The sequence below is a fragment of the Caulobacter sp. GW821-FHT10A06 genome, assembly GCF_059415805.1.
Window position 1 is genome coordinate 407,233 of sequence record NZ_JBWKNY010000005.1, and the last position, 17,557, is coordinate 424,789.

Genomic DNA, 17,557 nt, shown 5'->3' on the forward strand with positions numbered 1-17,557 from the left:
AGCCCCTGTCGGGCAGGACCGACAGGGGCGCCAAAGGCTTTGGGGAAGGCTTACGCGCTTAGAACTTGTAGTTCAGGCCCACCAGGAAGGTGCGGCCGTAGTTCTGGTAGTCGATGACCTGGCGCGGATCGTTGTTCTGATAGGTGACGAAGGGCTCGTTGGTCAGGTTGTTGACCTGGGCCAGCAGCGACAGGCCGTCCATCGGGCCGTCGCTGAAGGTGTAGCCGATCTGGCTGTCGACCACGGACTCGCCCTTGACCATCCGGTAGTTACGGCCGTTGCCGAAGCCGGAGACCTCGCCCAGGAACTTGGAGCGATAGCGGTCGCTGACCCGGAACGAGAAGCCGTTCTTCTCGTAGTAGACGGTCAGGTTGGCCACGGTCTTGGACAGGCCCGGGATCGGGGTGGCCTTGTCGGCGGGGTTCGGGTGGATCGAGCTGTCGGTGTACGAGGCGCTGAAAGTGGCGCCGAAGCCGTCCAGCCACGGGGTCAGCAGCGCGCCTGGCATCGAGGCGGCGAATTCGACGCCCTTCAGCGCGCCGCCCTTGCCGTTCTGCGGGGTCGTCACCAGTCCCAGGCGCGTGGCGGGATTGCCGCCGCCGGTCGGGAAGCCGGTGAAGTCGAAGATCACGCTCTGGTCGTAAACGTAGGTCTTCAGATCCTTGTAGAAGGCGGCCAGCGAGATGTAGGCCTGACGCCCGAAGTACTTCTCGTACGACACGTCATAGGCGTCGGCGCGCCAGGGCTCGAGCTCGGGATTGCCGCCCGTGCCGCTCCACGGCGAGAAGTTGATGTTGGTGTTGGCGGCCTTGGCCGGGTCGTAGCTGAAGGTCTTGCTGGCGCGCATCTGGTCCATCCGCGGACGGGCCAGGGTGCGGGCGACGGCGAAGCGCAGGCTCTGCTCGTTGGGCAGGGCGAACTGCAGGTTCACGCTGGGCAGGAAGTCGACATACTTCTTGCCGCCGGCCAGGTTAGCGCGGGTCACGCCCGCGCCGGTGCCCGAGGCGCCCAGGGCGGTCGAGCTCTGGTCGGTGCTGACGATCTGGAAGCCGAAGTTGCCGGTGACCGGCACGCTGCCGACGGCGGCGTCGATATTGGCCTTCACATAGCCGACCGCGACCTTTTCCTCGACGTCCCAGCTCTTGACCAACACGTCGGCGTTCGGGTTGCGGACCAAGTCGTAGGTCCCGTTCTTGATCAGGGCGAACGGGTCGTAGCTGACCATGCCGGCGATGCCGATGAAGGCCAGTGAGGTGGTGCCGACGATCGCCGACTGCGGGATCGAGACGCTGGCGGGCGAACCCTTCACGCGCAGGAACCACTCGTCGTTCACCAGCGCCTTGGAGCGTTCGCTGTAGTTGAAGCCGACCTCGAACGACGACAGGCCGTCATCCAGGGCCTTGGTCGCCGAGAAGCGCGCCGCCTTCAGCTCGTCCTCGATGGTCGGCTGGTTCAGATAGCCGTCCTGGCCGCCGGCGATGACGTCGCTGCCCCAGCCCTGCGAGCTGGTCAGCTTGATCAGGTTGGGATCGGCATAGTTCAGGGTCGACTTGAAGATCGCCACGCCGTCACTGTTCATCGTGAAGGTCATGTTGTCGGTCGCGCCCGTGCCCGAACGGCCGGTGCCGGCATAGCTCTCGACGATCTGGTCGGTGCGCTCGACCTTCGAGTAGGACAGGTCGCTGACCAGGGTCCAGTCGTCGCCGACGTTCAGCTTGTTGTTCCAGCCGACCGACTTGATCGTGGCGTCACGATCGTTGCCGTCGTTGCGGACCACGCCCTTGACGCCGTTGAAGGCGCCGCTGGTGACCATGCCGGCCGAGGCCTGGCTGTTGGTCAGCGGCACGCCGCCCCAGACCAGCGGCAATTCGATGCCGCGCTGGATCTGGTGGTTCTTGAACTCCGAATAGAAGACGTCCAGCGACGAGCTGAAATTGTCGGTCGGCTTGAATTCCAGAACGCCGATGACGCCGTCGCGCTTCAGCATGCTGGACTGCACGTACGGCTTGGCGCCGCCGATCACCAGGTTGCCGGCCGCGTCGGTGGGATAGCCCCACGAATTCCAGCGTTCGGCCTGGTAGGGCGACTCCATGTGGGCGTAGCCCAGGGCGATCCCCAGCTTACCGTCCATGAACTGGTCGATGTACGAGATCGACAGGCGGTTGCCGTGGGCCTTGGTGCCGGCGTTCAGCGCGCCGATGTCGTTCCACTCGTAGCGGGCGCCGATGGCCAGGGCGCGCTTGCCATAGGCCAGCGGGCGGACGGTGCGCATGTCGGCGGTGCCGGCCAGGCCTTGGCCGATCAGGCCGGCGTCCGGGGTCTTGTAGACTACGACGGCGCTCAGCAGTTCCGACGGATACTGGTCGAACTCGACGCCACGGTTGTCGCCGGTCGAGACCTGCTCGCGGCCGTTCAGCAGGGCGGTGGTGAAGTCAGGCGCCAAGCCCCGGATCGAGATGACCTGCCCGCGGCCGTCCAGGCGCTGGGCGGTCAGGCCGGGCAGGCGGGCCAGCGACTCGGCGATCGACACGTCGGGCAGCTTGCCGATGTCCTCGGCCGAGACGGCCTCGATGATCGAGCTGGAGCTCTTCTTCAGCGAGATGGCGCCTTCGATGCCGCGGCGGATGCCAGTGACGACGATCTCTTCGACCTTGCTGTCGTCCTGGGCGGCGGGGGCGGCGGTTTGGGCGTGGGCCGAGCCGGCCATGGCGAATGCCAGCGCCAGGCTCGTGGCGCTGCCGGCCATCAGCCACGCGCGGCGGCGCGAGAATTGGGTGTTCATCGAGTCTCCCTCCCTGGACCGGCTCTGCGCGTTTGACGTCGTGCGGCTGGCCGTTGGTGCAAACTACTGCAAATTAACGGGCTGTAATCAACCCAAAAAATCGCAAACGGGTGACCTGCAGCTCAGCGTCCTCAGCGGAATTGCGCTGTATGTGGCTTCTTTGCGCCACTGAGGTCGCGCTTTCCGTAGCGAAAGCGCCGCAAATCTCGCCAATGAGCTGGATTGACAACTTGCGATTGGCTCTGCAAATTCTTGCAAAGAGTTGCAAATGGCGATCCCCGAGGTCGCCGCCAACGGGAGGGGAGCGATGTCGGCCTTGACGCCTTGGCGCAAGATGCTGCTGGCCGTGACGGCCGTAAGCGCGCTGGCGACGGCCGTGTCGGCGGCTCCCCAGTCGTACCGGCAGCGCAAGCCGCAGGACGAGGTGATCTATTTCGTCCTGCCCGATCGGTTCGAGAATGGCGACGCGACCAATGACCACGGCGGCCCCGCTCTGGGTCCCTTGGTCGACGGCTTCGACCCGACGCGGGCGGGCTTCTATCACGGCGGCGATCTGAAGGGCGTGACCCGGCGGCTGGACTACATCCAGGGCCTGGGCGCGACGGCGGTGTGGCTGGCGCCGATCTTCAAGAACCGCGCGGTGCAGGGGCCGCCGGGCCACGAGTCGGCGGCGCATCACGGCTACTGGATCACCGACTTCACCGACGTGGATCCGCATCTCGGGACCAAGGCCGACTTCAAGGCCCTGGTCGACGCGGCCCATGCCCGGGGCATGAAGGTCTATATGGACATCGTCGTGAACCACACGGCCGACGTCATCCAGTACCGCGAGTGTCCGGAGAGCCGCTGCGCCTATCGCGGTGTCGCCGACTATCCGTATGTCCGCCAGGGCGGCGTGAGCGGCGCGCCGATCAATGATGGCTTCGACGGCAAGGACTTCTCCAAGCTCAAGCGGACCGACTGGGCCTACAGCCCTTTCGTCCCCGCGGGCCAAGAGCACGCCAAGAAGCCGGAGTGGCTGAACGACCCGATCTATTATCACAACCGGGGTGACAGCACCTTCGCGGGCGAGAGCTCGCTGCTGGGCGACTTCGCGACGCTGGACGACGTGTTCACCGAGAACCCCCGCGTGGTGGCGGGCTTCATCGAGGTCTATGGCCGATGGATCGATGACTTTGGGATCGACGGCTTCCGCATCGACACCGCCCGCCATGTCGAGCCCACCTTCTGGCAGGCCTTCGTCCCGGCCATGCTGGCCCGCGCCAAGGCCAGGGGCATCCCGAATTTCCACATCTTCGGCGAGGTGTTCGATCCCGACGTGGCCGCCCTGGCGCGGCATGTGAAGGTCGACAAGCTGCCGGCGGTGCTGGATTTCGCCTTCCAGTCGGCCGCGACCGACGTCGCTATCGGCCGGACGGGTACGGACCGCTTGGCCACGGTGTTCGCCGCCGATCCCGTCTATGAGGGCGGCGAGGCGACCGCGCGCCAGCTGCCAACCTTCCTGGGCAATCACGACATGGGCCGCATCGGCTGGTTCATGCTCAAGGCCAAGCCGGCGATCAGCGACGACGAGCTGCTGGCCCGCGTCACCCTGGCCAACGCCCTGATGCTGACCGCGCGCGGCGTGCCTACTGTCTATTATGGCGACGAACAGGGCTTCACCGGCGACGGCGACTACTCGGACTCGCGGGAAGACATGTTCCCCAGCCAGGTCGCCAGCTACAACGACAACCGCCTCGTCGGCTCGAGCGCCAAGGGGCCGATGTCGGCCTTCAAGACCGACAGCGTGCTCTACCAGCGCATCGCCGAGCTCTCGAAGCTGCGCGTCGCCACGCTGGCCTTGCGCGAGGGGCGCCAAGTGACCCGCGCCGCCGGCGACAAGCCGGGGCTACTGGCGTTTTCGCGCATTCTGGACAAGACCGAGCTGGTGGCGGTGTTCAACACCAGCGACCAGCCGCTGAAGGCCAACATCCCGGTCGAATACGGCTCCGTCGCCTGGAAGGCGCTGCACGGCGCATGCGCCGCGACGGCTGTCGCACCGGGCAGCTATTCCGTCGAGCTTGCGCCGCTCGACTACAAGATTTGCGTTTCCGAGGGACGATAGTGACAGTGCAGGTTCTGGTTCGCCCCGGTGCGGAGACGTCGATGAACGCCGAATGGTGGCGCGGCGCGGTCATCTATCAGGTCTATCCGCGCAGCTATGCCGACTCGAACGGCGACGGCGTTGGCGACCTGCCGGGGATCACGGCCCGCCTTGAGCACATCGCCTCGCTGGGCGTGGACGGGGTGTGGCTGTCGCCATTCTTCACTTCGCCGATGAAGGACTTCGGCTACGACGTCTCGGACTATCGCGACGTCGATCCGATCTTCGGGACCCTGGCCGACTTCGACGCCCTGATCGCCAAGGCCCATGACCTGGACCTGAAGATCATTATCGACCTGGTGTTCTCGCACACCTCGGACGAGCACCCGTGGTTCACGGAAAGCCGCCAGGATCGCGCCAACGCCAAGGCTGACTGGTTCGTCTGGGCCGACGCCAAGATCGACGGCAGCCCCCCTAGCAACTGGCAATCGGTGTTCGGCGGTCCCGCCTGGACCTGGGACGCCCGCCGCGGCCAGTACTACATGCACAACTTCCTCAGCAGCCAGCCGCAGCTGAACCTGCACAATCCGGCGGTTCAGGCAGCCCTGCTGGCCGTCACCCAGTTCTGGGTCGACAAGGGCGTGGATGGCTTCCGCTTCGACGCCATCAACTTCTCGATGCACGACCCGGCATTCACCGATAACCCGCCGCTGCCGCCGGGCGGCAAGCGCACGCGGCCGTTCGATTTCCAGGACAAGATCCACAACCAGAGCCACGCCGACATCCCGAAGTTCCTCAGCCGCCTGCGGGCGCTGACCGACGCGGCGGGCGGCCGGTTCTCGGTGGCGGAGGTCGGCGGCGACCACGCCGATCGCGAGATGAAGCTGTTCACGGCCGGCGAGGACCGCCTGAACAGCGCCTATGGCTTCCTCTACCTCTATGCCGACAAGCTGACCGGCGAGATGATCCCGCGCGGCGCGGCCATGTGGCCGGGCGCGGACGGGGAGGGCTGGCCGTCCTGGACCTTCTCCAACCACGACGCCCCGCGCGCGGTGTCGCGCTGGGCCGAGGGGCGCGACCGCAAGGCCTTCGCCGAGATGTGCCTGCTGCTGCTGATGGGTCTGCGCGGCAACGTCTTCGTCTACCAGGGCGAGGAGCTGGGCCTGCCTCAGGCCAATGTGCCGTTCGAGCGCCTGCAGGACCCCGAAGCCATCGCCAACTGGCCCCAGACCCTGGGCCGCGACGGCGCCCGCACGCCGATGCCGTGGGTGTCAGGTGCGGTCAATGCCGGCTTCTCGGGTGTCGAGCCGTGGCTGCCGGTCGATCCCGAGCACCTGCCGCTGGCCGTTGACGCTCAGGATGCCGACCCGACCTCGAGCCTGCACGTCGCCCGCCGCCTGATCGCCCTGCGCAAGGCCTATCCGGCCCTGCGCACCGGCGCGATCAGCTTCGTCGAGACCAACAGCCCGCTGCTGATCTTCCAGCGCGGGGAAGGCGAGGGCGCTTTGCTGCTGGCCTTCAACCTGGGCTTCGAGCCGGCGACCTGGTCGCTGCCCGAAGGCTGGGCGCTGGTCGACGGCGTCAACCTGGGCGGCGAAGGCGAGATGCCGCTGTGCGCGGGTCTGATCGCGCGGCGAGCCTAGCCGCCGCAGCTTTCGCGGATGATCAGGTCGGTCGGCACGCGCTCCGACCGGCTGGCGCGCTCGCCGCTGTCGAGCAGCTTGGACACCATCAGCCGTCCGGCCTTGGTCGTGTCTTGGGCGATTGTGCTGAGCGCCGGGCTGGCGTATCGGCTGAAGGGCACGTTGTCGAAGCCCATGACCGAGACGTCGCCCGGCACCGACAGGCCGGCATGCTTCAGGGCGCGCATGGCGCCCAGCGCGATCAGGTCGGAGGCGGCGACGACGCCGTCGAACTTCACGCCGTGGTGGATCAGGCTGTCGAGGGCGGCCTCGGCCGACTCGACCTCGAAGTGGGCCGGGACGATCAGCTCAGGATCGACGCCCAGCTTGGCGTGCTCCAGGGCGTCGAGATAGCCGCGATGGCGCTGCATGGCTTCCGGCGCCTCGGTGTCGCCCAGGAAGACGATGCGTTTGCGGCCCAGGCGCTGCAGGTGGAGCGTGGCGCGGCGGCCGCCCATGACATTGTCCGAGCCGACCGAGCAATAGTTCTGGTCCGGGAACTGCGCGCCCCAGACCACGAAGCGGTTCTCGGTCTCGGCCAGGCGGTTGAAGGCCGCGTGCAGCGAGCTCTGGCCCAGGAAGATCACCCCCTCGGCCCGGCTGGTGGTCATGGCCGCCGACAGATCCTCGAAATTGGCCGGGGCGATGTGGCTGAGAATGACGTCGCATCCCCGTTCCCGCGCCGCTTCGCCGACGCCGGCCAGAAGCTCCTGGAAAAATGGGTCCGACATGCCGCTGTCGCGGCTCTGCACGCGCGGGGTGACGATGGCGATAGTCGCCTCGGCCCCGATCGGGCCGGCGGGCATGTAGCGGCGGAAGGGGTAGTCCATCTCGCGCGCCAGCTTCCAGATCAGCTGCTTGGTGCGCTTGTTGACGGCGGGACTGTCGTTGAGGGCCCGCGAGGCGGTCGAGATCGAGACCCCCGCCAGCTTGGCCAGGTCCTCCAGTCGCGTCGCCCCCTTGCTCACTCGAAACGCCCCTAATGCAAAGATTTCTGCAAATTTTTTCAGAGGCCCATAAGGCGCCGTTCGAGCGGGTTGGCAAGTCGGGCGGGGTGAAAATTGCTCTGAAAACTCCTGCAAACTGTTTCGCAAGCTTTGCTATTTTCAAGCGCGAGTGATGATCGCGGGTTTGCTGATAACCTCAAGCAAGTCTGGATTTTCCGTTGCGCCACGCGGCGGCGCGTGCGCAAATGCCTGCCACGAAGTTTTATGAAAAAACTTGCGAACCAGCCGGGAGCAACCGGCGGTCGGAGCGGGGCGGAGGATCCATGGCCAGGCAAAGGCTGAACTTCCTGCAGATCTGGAACATGTGCTTTGGCTTCTTCGGAATCCAGATCGGTTTCGGCCTGCAGAACGCCAACACCAGCCGCATCTTCCAGACCCTGGGCGTGGATGTGAACCACCTGGCGATCCTGTGGATCGCCGCGCCGGCCACGGGCCTGCTGGTCCAGCCGATCATCGGCCATCTCTCGGACAAGACCTGGGGGCGGCTGGGCCGCCGCCGGCCGTACTTCTTCTGGGGCGCGATCCTCACGACGCTGGCGCTGTTCGTAATGCCCAACTCGCCGAGCCTGTGGGTGGCGGCGGGCGCGCTATGGCTGATGGACGCCTCGATCAACATCACCATGGAGCCGTTCCGGGCCTTCGTCGGCGACAACCTGCCCGATGAGCGGCGGGCCACCGGCTACGCGATGCAGAGCTTCTTCATCGGCTTGGGCGCGGTGCTGGCCTCGGCCCTGCCGTGGATCCTGACCAACGGGTTCCACGTCGCCAACACCGCCCCGGCGGGCCAGATCCCCGACGCCGTGCGGATCGCCTTCTATGCCGGCGGCGCGCTGCTGCTGGCGGCGGTGATGTGGACTGTCTTCACCACCAAGGAATACAGCCCGAGCGAGCTGGACGCCTTCGAGACCGCCGAGCGGGCCGAGGCCAGCTGGAACCCGCATGAGGAGCCCGAGCCGTCGGTCAACGCCTATATCGGCCTGGCCGCCCTGGGCCTGCTGGGTGGCGCGGCCCTGGCCGTGACCGTCTGGGGCGCCAGGCTGGAGAAGGAGCTCTACGTCTTGGCAGCGTTGCTGGCCGCGTTCGGCGTCATGGGCGTGGTCGGCGTGCGGCTCAAGCGCATGGGCAAGACCCGCAACGGCTTCTCCGAGGTGTTGGAGGATTTCTTCCGGATGCCTCGCACCATGCGCCAACTGGCGGTGGTGCAGTTCTTCTCGTGGTTTGGCCTGTTCGCCATGTGGATCTACACGACCCCGGCGGTGGCGGCGGTCCACTTCCACGCGGTCGATGCGACGTCCAAGGCCTATAACGACGGCGCGGATTGGGTGGGCGTGCTGTTCGCCATCTACAACGGCGTCGCGGCCCTGGCGGCGCTGCTCATCCCGCTGATGGTCCAGGCCACCAGCCGCCGGGTCAGCCACGCGGTGTGCCTGGTGCTGGGCGCCATGGGGCTGCTGTCGTTCCTGCTGATCCGCGAGCCGGGGATGCTGTGGATCGGCATGGTCGGCGTCGGTTTCGCCTGGAGCTCGATCCTGTCGGCCCCGTACTCGATCCTGGCCGGAGCCCTGCCGGCCCGGAAGATGGGCGTCTACATGGGCATCTTCAATTTCTTCATCGTCATCCCGCAGCTGCTGGCGGCGACGGTGCTGGGCCTGCTGCTGAAGAGCTTCTTCAGCGGCGAGGCGATCTACGCCCTCGTCCTGGGCGCGGTCGCTTTCGCGATCGCCGCCGCCGCGACCTTCATGGTCCAGGACCGCACCCCTTCTTCCCTTCAAGCCTGACGAGGTCCTCGCCATGCGCAGCCTGAAATCCATCGCCCTGGCCTCGGCCGCCCTGTTCGCTGCTGGCGCCGCGCAGGCGGCTCCCTCCACCTGGGCCTATTCCGCCAAGACCGGTGTCGGCGCCTCCTACGAGGCCTATGTCGACGGCGCCTACAAGGCCGGCGGCAAGACCGGGGCGGTGTCCAAGGTCTGGTTCTCGATCGCCGACGGCGTGCTGACCGAGACCATGTACGGCCTGATCCACGAGGCTCAGATCAAGCAGATGCGCATCGCCGTCCAGACCGCGAGCGGCTTGGCGGTGGAGGGCGCGGACACCACGTCCAAGACCGAATATCTGCATGTCGACGCCGCCGGCCGTCCGCTGTCGCCGGCCTACAAGATCACCACGACCGACAAGCAGGGTCGCTTCGTTATCGAGAAGCGGATCTTCACCGACCCGGACCGCAACAGCCTGTTCGTGCGGGTGACGGTGAAGGCGCTGAAGGGGCCGGTCACTCCGGCCCTGGTGCTGGAGCCGCACATGGCCAACACCGGCGGCGGCGACGTCGGTTCCGCCTCGGTCTCTGCGCTGACCGCCTACGAGGGCAAGGCGTTTCTCAGCCTGAAGGGGACCAAACCGTTCGCCAAGGCCTCGGCCAGCGTGCTGAAGGACAACGACGCGCTCGCGGGTCTCAAGGCCACGACGGCATCGGCCAAGGGCGCGATCGTCCTGACCGGCCAACTGCCGGCCGTGGCCAAGGAAGCCACCTTCGATTTCGCCATTGGCTTCGGCCCCGACGCCAAGGCCGCCGACGCGAGCGCCGCCGCCACGCTGAAGACCGGCTATGCCGAGGTGCTGGCCCGCTACAACGGCGAAGGCGCGCGCGTGGGCTGGGAGGACTATCTGGCATCGCTCACCGAGCTGCCGCGTCTGCGCGAGGCGTCGGAGGACGGCGGCAAGCTGCTGCAAGCCTCGGCCCTGATGCTGAAGGTCCAGGAGGACCGCACCCACGCCGGCGCCCTGATCGCCTCGCTGTCCAATCCGTGGGGCGACACGGTTGACGCGACCCAGTCCTCGACGGGCTACAAGGCCGTCTGGCCGCGCGACTTCTACCAGTGCGCCATGGCCCTGGCGGCCCTGGGCGACAAGGACACGCCGCTGGCGGCGTTCCACTATCTGCCGACGGTGCAGGTCGGCCCAAAGACACCCGGCAACAAGGGCGATGGCGGCTGGTTCCTGCAGAAGTCGCACGTGGACGGCACACCCGAATGGGTTGGCGTCCAACTGGACCAGACAGCCATGCCGATCATGCTGGGCTGGAAACTGTGGAAGCTGGGCTGGCTGTCCGACGCCGACCTCAAGACCTTCTACGGCAAGATGCTGAAGCCAGCGGCCGACTTCCTGGTCAAGGGCGGCAAGGTCGATCTGGGCTGGAACCACAGCACGATCACCCCGCCGTTCACCCAGCAGGAGCGCTGGGAAGAGCAGGGCGGCTACTCGCCCTCGACGACCGCCGCCGTGATCGCGGGCCTGGTCGTGGCCGGCGACATCGCTGAAGCCGCAGGCGACAAGGCTTCCGCCGAGACCTACCGCAAGACCGCCGACGACTACTCCGGCAAGGTCGAGGCCCGCATGGTCACGACCAAGGGATCGTTCGGCGACGGCCACTACTATCTGCGCCTCAACAGCGACCAGGACGCCGACAACAAGAGCCCGGTCGAGGAGCGCAACGGCCAGGCGGCCGTGCCCGAGGACAAGATGCTGGACGCCGGCTTCCTGGAGCTGGTTCGCTACGGCGTGCGCCGCGCCGACGATCCGGCCATTGTCGCCAGCCTGCCCAAGATCGACGATCAGGCGCTCGAGGACCTCTACCGCGTCCGCTACGACTTCAAGTTCCCGGGCGTCGACGGGACCTTCCCGGGCTACCGCCGCTACGGCGTCGACGGCTATGGCGAGGACACCAAGACCGGCGCCAACTACGGCGCCGACAACCAGATGCGGCCGGGCCAGCGCGGCCGGGTGTGGCCGATCTTCACCGGCGAGCGTGGCCACTACGAGCTGGCCCTGGCCGGTGTCGCGGGCAAGCCGGACGCGGCGGCGGTCACGAGGATCCGCGACACCTACGTCAAGGCCATGGAGCTGTTCGCCAATGACGGCCTGCTGATCCCTGAACAGGTCTGGGACGGCGTCGGGGCCGACAGCGCCCACACCTATACGCGCGGCGAGGGCACCGACAGCGCCACGCCGCTGGCCTGGAGCCACGCCGAATACGTCAAGCTGCTGCGGTCGGTCAGTGATGGCCAGGTGTGGGACACCTATGCGCCAGTTAAGGCGCGGTTCTCGCGCTAAGGTAAGCCGTTGAGGCGCGCGGATTGTCGCAGTTCAGCGCGCTTACGGCGTAGTTAACGCGGGCTTTAGGATTCGGTCGCGAAGAGATGGTTAACGCCATCGCTCGCGGCCGGAGACCTTTGAAATGACAGCGTTCCGTCGGTTGACCATCGCCTGGAAACTGATCCTGGTCGCCGGTCTTGCGATTGGCTTTCTGCTCATCGCCGCGGCGGTCGCGGTGTCGTCGCACACGGCGACCATCGTCTCGGGCCTGACCAACCGCTACGCCGGCGCCGTCGCCGACGACGCGATCCAGAGCGTGCAGGCCGACATCGGCAAGGTGCAGTCGACCGTGCGGTCGATGGCCGTCTCGATCGGCGCCGCCCACGAGGCCGGCCTGCGCGACCGGGCCACCGTCGTCCAGATGCTGAAGCCCAACGCCGAGTCCTCGGAGATGGTGCTGGGCAGCTGGTACATGGCCGAGCCGAACGCCTTCGACGGCAAGGACGCCGAGTTCGCCGGCAACACCGCCTCAGGCTCGAACAAGGCCGGCAACTTCTCGCCTTACTGGGTGCACGACGGCGACAAGGTGATCTTCCAGCCGCTGGACCAGGGCAACGAGTACGCCGAGCCGTACTACGCCGTGCCCAAGCAGACCGGGAAGTCGACGGTCGTCGAGCCCTATTCCTATGACGTCGCGGGCAAGTCGGTGCTGATGACGTCGGTCGTCTATCCGGTGTTTTCGCACGGCCAGTTCATCGGCGCGGCCGGCCTGGACATGGCCCTGGACAGCGTCTCCAAGACCCTGGGCGAGCTGAAGCCCCTGGGCGGCGGCCGGGTGATGATGCTGTCGCCCAGCGGCAAGTGGATCGCCCACCCCGACGCGTCCAAGCGCACTCAAGCCTATGCCGATGTCGGCGCCGATGAGGTCAAGAACGTGCTGGCCGGCGGCGCGGCGGTCGAGATCAAGGGCGTGGTCGAGGATGGCGTGCCGATGGCGCGTATCGTCCGCCCCGTGCCGATCCCGGCGCTGAACACCACCTGGGCTCTCGTCATGGACGTGCCAGTGGCCGCCATCACCGGTCCCGCCGACCGCCTGGCCAAGATCCTGTTCGTCGGCGGCCTGGTCATCACTGCCGCCGTGCTGGCCGCGCTGTTCTTCGCCAGCGCCGCCCTGGTCAAGAAGCCGCTGACGGGCCTGACTCGCTCGGTCGATAAGTTGTCGGCCGGCCGCTATGACGAGGCCGTCCCCGGCGTCGACGGCGGCGACGAGATCGGCGCCATCGCCCGCGCCCTGGACGGTTTCCGTCACGACCTGGCCGATGGCCAGCGCCGCCGGGCCGAGCAGGAGGCCGAACGCGCCGCCGCCGAAATCCAGCGCCAGCGTCACGAGCAAGAGGCGCAAGCCTTCGCCGCCGCCCAGGCCAAGGCCGTCCACGCGCTGGGCGAGGGCATGGAGCGCCTGGTCGACGGCGACCTGATCTGGCGCATGCGCGAGGACGAGTTCCAGGGCGATGCGGTGAAGATGCCACGCGACTTCAACGCCGCCGTTGAGAGCCTGCAGACCACCATGGCCGGCATCCTCAACGCCGCCCGCAGCATCCGCACCGGCTGCGCCGAGATCAGCGGCGCCGCCGACGATCTCTCGCAGCGCACCGAACGCCAGGCGGCCGGCCTGGAGCAGACCGCCGCCGCCCTCGACCAGATCACCGCCACGGTGAAACGCAGCTCGGAAGGCGCCGAGCGCGCCCGCCAGGTGACGATCAGCGCCAAGGCCGCCGCCGAACGCAGCGGCGCGGTGGTGAAGGAAGCTGTCGTCGCCATGGGCGGCATCGAGAAGTCCTCGCAGTCGATCACCCAGATCATCGGCGTCATCGACGAGATCGCTTTCCAGACCAACCTGCTGGCCCTGAACGCCGGCGTCGAAGCCGCCCGCGCCGGTGAAGCCGGCCGTGGCTTCGCGGTGGTCGCTCAGGAAGTCCGGGCCTTGGCCCAGCGCTCGGCCGACGCGGCCAAGGAGATCAAGGGCCTGATCAGCGCCTCGACCGCCGAGGTCGGCAAGGGCGTGAAGCTGGTCGGCGAGACCGGCGAGACCCTGGAGCAGATTCTGACCCAGGTGGCCGAGATCAACGAACTGGTCGGCGAGATCGCCGCCTCGTCCAAGGAACAGGCCGTCGGCCTGGCCGAGGTGAACCAGGCGGTGAACCAGATGGACCAGGTCACCCAGCAGAACGCGGCGATGGTCGAGCAGTCGACCGCCGCCAGCCATGCCCTCTCGACCGAAGCCGCCGAGCTGGAACGCCTGATCGGCCGCTTCCAGGTCGGGGCGGTGGTCCACGAGATGCCGGCCCGCGCCGAGCGTCGTCCCGCCGCGCCGGCTCCGCGCCCGGCCGCCGCGCCGACCCGCGAAAGCTTCCGCCAACGCTACGTCCAGGGCTCCAGCGCCTTGAAGGTGCAGCCGAGCAATCGTCCGGGCGAGTGGGAAGAGTTCTAGGGCTTTCGCTCCAGCACCAGCAGCGACACGCCCTGACGGGGTAGCTGGAAGGTTACGGTCGCGCCCGTCTTGGCCCAGGTCGGCGGCGAGCCGTCGATGACGGCCAGGCCGCTGGCCGCTTCCAGCGCGTCGTACTGGGCCTTGGTCGGCGCCATCGGCGAGCCCATCCGCTGCCAGGCGCCGTAGACGTTGCCGTGATCCTGATCGACCCGGTAGTGGGTCAGTTTCCCGCCCGAAAAGCCCTTGGGCAGGTTCTTCAGGTCCAGGCTGACATCGGCGGCCGGGCCGGGCACGTCGTCGTCGTGATAGTTCCAAACCATGATCGCCACGCGGTTCTTGTCCAGGCTGGCCAGGGCCCCGACGTCGGGCGCTCCGCGCACACCCTTGGCCATGATCTCGTCCAGCGGGATCTGGCCTGAGCTGACCGCCTCGATGCGGCGCGGACCCATCAGGCTGAACATCCGGAAGACATTGACCACGGCCAGGTCCAGGCCATTGCTGGACAGCTGCCGGAAGCCGGCGAAATAGGGCTGGTCCTCGAACTCGAACGCCCAGGTCAGGGCCCCGTCCAGGGTCACCCCGCGCCGCTTGGCCAGGTCGTGCTTGCGCGCGAAGCTGGCGGCCGTGTAGCTGGAATAGACCGTGCCGTTTCGGTAGCTGAGGCTGGGTCCCTGGCAGGCCGCGCAGCCCTCCGGGTCGGACTCGCCGATGACGATCGGCTTGTCCTTCAGCGCCGGCCGGGCGGCGATCATCGAAAAGCCCTTGTCGATGCCGGCCAGCTGGTTGGCGATGCCCATCTGGACGTGACCATCGACGAACTTCGGCGAGCCCTTGGCGTGGAAGGCCAGAAAATCGGTCGGCGTGCCTTTCTGCCCGGTGGCGTAGTTGGTCCCGTCGGTAACGTGGGTGAGGAAGTCCTCCATGAACTGGCCGCCGCTGCCGGCCACGTCGGGTCCGCCCACCCGCGCCGTCGGCAAGGCGCGGCGCACCCCGGCGATGGCGTAGTCGTGCAGCTTGTGGAACTCCTGCGGCGTGCCTTTCCAGTAGGCGGGGCCGTTCGGCTCGTTCCAGACCTCAAAGTACCAGGTCTCGACCTCGGCCCGGCCGTAGCGCTCGATGCAGTGGCGCACCCACTGGTAGGCCAGCTCGGACCACTTGTCGTAGTCCTTGGGCGGATAGCCCCAGCCGCCGCTGATCAGGTTGTAGTCGAAGCCCGGCCGCCAGGCGTGCTGGTAGGGCTCGGGGTTGGTCGACAACGCCTTGGGCATGAAGCCGATCTGGACATACGGGCGAACGCCGGCGGCCAGATAGGTGTCGAACAGGTGGTCCAGGATGGTCCAGTCGTAGACCGGCCGGCCTTGGGCGTCCTCGGTATAGACATTGGTGCTGCCCCACTTCAGGGCGGGGGTGCCGTCGCCGGTGTTCAGCAGATTGTGGGTGCGGAAGTAGACGCTCTTGGGCTTCAGCGCGCCCAGGTGGCCGAGCAGCTTTCGCCCATCCTTCATGGTCGCGTAGTTCGGCTCGTCCGCCCCGAAGAACCGCCAGATGGGACGGAGCTCTTCCTGCGGTTTGCCGGCGTCGACGGTGATGGCGACGGGAAGGGGCGCTGTTGTCTGAGCGAAGGCCGAGATGCTCGTCAGTGACAGGGCGGCCAGCAAGCCGAGACCAACGCCATTCCGCATGACTTCACTCCCTTGAGGCGCTGTGCTCGCGCCGTTCGGGGATGCCTAGCATGGATAGCGGGAGGCTGAGAATATTGTCAGACAAAAGTGGGGCTGCGTCAGTCGCTGCCGAGCGCGACGATCGGATCGCTGTCGTCGGCCTCGACGCCCTGGTCGTCTTCGAACACCAGCGGCGTGTACACGATGTTCTTGATCTCGGCCTTGGTCAGCAGGACCCGCAGCTTCTTGTCGGCGCGCGGGGTGGGGGTGCGCAGGATGTGCCGATCCTCCAGCACCGTCAGGCTGAAGGGTTCGGCCCGCGTCAGGACCAGGGACGAGATCTGCTTCTCGGCATCCAGGGTCACGTATTCCAGCAGCCCCTGATAGCCGACGGTTCCATGGTCGTTCTCGAACTGCGTCAGGACGTAGGCATAGGCGCCCTGCGTTTTTTCGATCTGCCAGAACCAGCCGTAGAGCGCGCCGCCGATCAGTTCGCTGCGCCCGATCGGGCTGTTCATGACGGCTCGGGTGGCGAGATAGGTCCCGAGACAGAGCATGGTCAGAAGGGAGAGGATCCAGGCGAAGCTCGCCGAGGTCGCCAGCCCGTCAGCGGCGGCGAGATGCCTTGCCTGGTAGTACGGGTTCGGGTCGAGCGTCGGCCAATGCCACCGCGTCCACGTGTTGAGGACGTGGCACAGGAGAAAGATGACGGCGGCGACGGTGTGGGCGACCAGAGAACCGCCGGTGACCATGGCCAGCGCCATGATCGAGTTGGGTGGTGGTGGGGACGCTTCGTGGATCGCCGTGCGGCCGGTGGCGTAGATTCCAGCGACGAATGCAAATCCTGGTGCGAGCAGAAAAAGCGCCAGGACCAGATTGTAGCTGAACGTCACGGCTCAGCGGGTCAGCGGTTGGCCGTGCGCGCCATCAGGCCGAAGAGGCCGCGCCGTTGTGGGCGAGCCAAGGCTTGCTCGGACTTGGGGCGCGGGACAATGATCGCCCCATCGCGCGTGCGGCGCGCGGTTGCGATGAATTCGTCCCACGACTTGTCGCCGCGGGCTTCGTCCAACGCTTCGATCATCGCGGGCGAAGTGACCTTCATGCCCAAACTATATGAGTATCACGGCGGAATTGCCAAGGCCGCCGCCTGCGCTATATCCGCAACCATGGCCGAAGCGTTCAACGACCTCACCCTCTCCGCCGACAAGGCGACCCGTTATGCCGAGGTCGCCGAGGAGATCGCGTCCGTGCTGGACGGCGAGCCCAATGTCACCGCGCGCATGGCGACGGTGGCGTCGATGCTGGCCAACAGCTTCGACAGCTATTTCTGGACCGGCTTCTACGTCGTGGATCCCGACAAGGAACGCGAGCTGGTGGTCGGGCCTTACCAGGGCACGCTGGGTTGCCTGCGCATCGCCTACGGGCGCGGCGTCTGCGGCGCGGCGGCGGCCACGGGCCAGACCCAACTGGTGCCGGATGTGCACGCCTTCCCGGGCCACATCGCCTGTGACGGCCGCTCGCAGAGCGAGATCGTCGTGCCGGTCTTCGGTCCCGACGGCCAGCTGATCGCGGTGTTCGACGTCGATTCCGACCAGCTCGCGGCGTTCGACGAGACCGACCAGCACTGGCTCGAAAAGATCATCAAAGCGACCTTCGAGACGACGATTGCATAAATGGGTATCCGCTTCGTCGGATTCCCCACACATGGCCCGCTGATTGCAGCGAGAGGTCCATCTTTCCCTAACCCGAGCCGGAGTAGGAC

10 protein-coding genes and 1 pseudogene are annotated in these 17,557 nt (G+C 67.0%); 6 read left to right on the forward strand and 5 right to left on the reverse strand.

What is annotated here, in order from left to right:
- Positions 1 to 58 precede the first annotated feature (58 nt).
- On the reverse strand, positions 59 to 2,782 hold the full coding sequence (locus tag AC07NF_RS16705; RefSeq protein ID WP_494628889.1) for a TonB-dependent receptor: 2,724 nt from the start codon (positions 2,780 to 2,782) through the stop codon (positions 59 to 61).
- Positions 2,783 to 3,089: 307 nt separating this feature from the next.
- On the opposite strand from AC07NF_RS16705, the gene AC07NF_RS16710 reads away from it, so the two are divergent.
- Together AC07NF_RS16710 and AC07NF_RS16715 are read left to right on the forward strand one after the other, a co-directional pair.
- Positions 3,090 to 4,886, forward strand: a complete 1,797-nt coding sequence (locus tag AC07NF_RS16710; protein WP_494628888.1) for an alpha-amylase family glycosyl hydrolase — start codon at positions 3,090 to 3,092, stop codon at positions 4,884 to 4,886.
- Positions 4,865 to 6,508, forward strand: a complete 1,644-nt coding sequence (locus tag AC07NF_RS16715; RefSeq protein ID WP_494628887.1) for an alpha-amylase family glycosyl hydrolase — start codon at positions 4,865 to 4,867, stop codon at positions 6,506 to 6,508. The genes AC07NF_RS16710 and AC07NF_RS16715 overlap by 22 nt, the downstream gene beginning before the upstream one ends.
- On the opposite strand, the pseudogene AC07NF_RS16720 reads toward AC07NF_RS16715, so the two are convergent.
- Positions 6,505 to 7,591: pseudogene (locus AC07NF_RS16720) on the reverse strand (LacI family DNA-binding transcriptional regulator). The gene AC07NF_RS16715 and the pseudogene AC07NF_RS16720 overlap by 4 nt on opposite strands.
- 226 nt (positions 7,592 to 7,817) lie before the next feature.
- On the opposite strand from AC07NF_RS16720, the gene AC07NF_RS16725 reads away from it, so the two are divergent.
- The 3 genes from AC07NF_RS16725 to AC07NF_RS16735 all read left to right on the forward strand — a co-directional run bounded on the left by AC07NF_RS16725 (position 7,818) and on the right by AC07NF_RS16735 (position 14,134).
- Positions 7,818 to 9,332 (forward strand): MFS transporter, encoded by a 1,515-nt coding sequence (locus AC07NF_RS16725; protein ID WP_494628886.1) that lies wholly within the window; start codon positions 7,818 to 7,820, stop codon positions 9,330 to 9,332.
- A 13-nt stretch (positions 9,333 to 9,345) separates the two neighbouring features.
- Positions 9,346 to 11,661, forward strand: coding sequence for a glucan 1,4-alpha-glucosidase (locus tag AC07NF_RS16730; protein WP_494628885.1), 2,316 nt, complete (start codon positions 9,346 to 9,348; stop codon positions 11,659 to 11,661).
- A 124-nt stretch (positions 11,662 to 11,785) separates the two neighbouring features.
- Positions 11,786 to 14,134, forward strand: a complete 2,349-nt coding sequence (locus tag AC07NF_RS16735) for a methyl-accepting chemotaxis protein (protein ID WP_494628884.1) — start codon at positions 11,786 to 11,788, stop codon at positions 14,132 to 14,134.
- On the opposite strand, the gene AC07NF_RS16740 is transcribed toward AC07NF_RS16735, so the two are convergent.
- The 3 genes from AC07NF_RS16740 to AC07NF_RS16750 all read right to left on the reverse strand — a co-directional run bounded on the left by AC07NF_RS16740 (position 14,131) and on the right by AC07NF_RS16750 (position 16,903).
- A complete protein-coding gene (locus AC07NF_RS16740; protein WP_494628883.1) occupies positions 14,131 to 15,816 on the reverse strand; it encodes a GH39 family glycosyl hydrolase in 1,686 nt (561 codons plus the stop codon). The two genes, AC07NF_RS16735 and AC07NF_RS16740, sit on opposite strands and share 4 nt — an antisense overlap.
- Positions 15,817 to 15,914: 98 nt before the next feature.
- On the reverse strand, positions 15,915 to 16,688 hold the full coding sequence (locus AC07NF_RS16745) for a hypothetical protein (RefSeq protein WP_494628882.1): 774 nt from the start codon (positions 16,686 to 16,688) through the stop codon (positions 15,915 to 15,917).
- An 11-nt stretch (positions 16,689 to 16,699) separates the two neighbouring features.
- Complete coding sequence (locus AC07NF_RS16750; protein WP_494628881.1) at positions 16,700 to 16,903, reverse strand: hypothetical protein; 204 nt, start codon at positions 16,901 to 16,903, stop codon at positions 16,700 to 16,702.
- Between the two features lie 58 nt (positions 16,904 to 16,961).
- Between AC07NF_RS16750 and AC07NF_RS16755 the strand changes: the two genes are divergently transcribed.
- Positions 16,962 to 17,468 (forward strand): GAF domain-containing protein, encoded by a 507-nt coding sequence (locus AC07NF_RS16755; RefSeq protein ID WP_494628880.1) that lies wholly within the window; start codon positions 16,962 to 16,964, stop codon positions 17,466 to 17,468.
- Positions 17,469 to 17,557 lie beyond the last annotated feature (89 nt).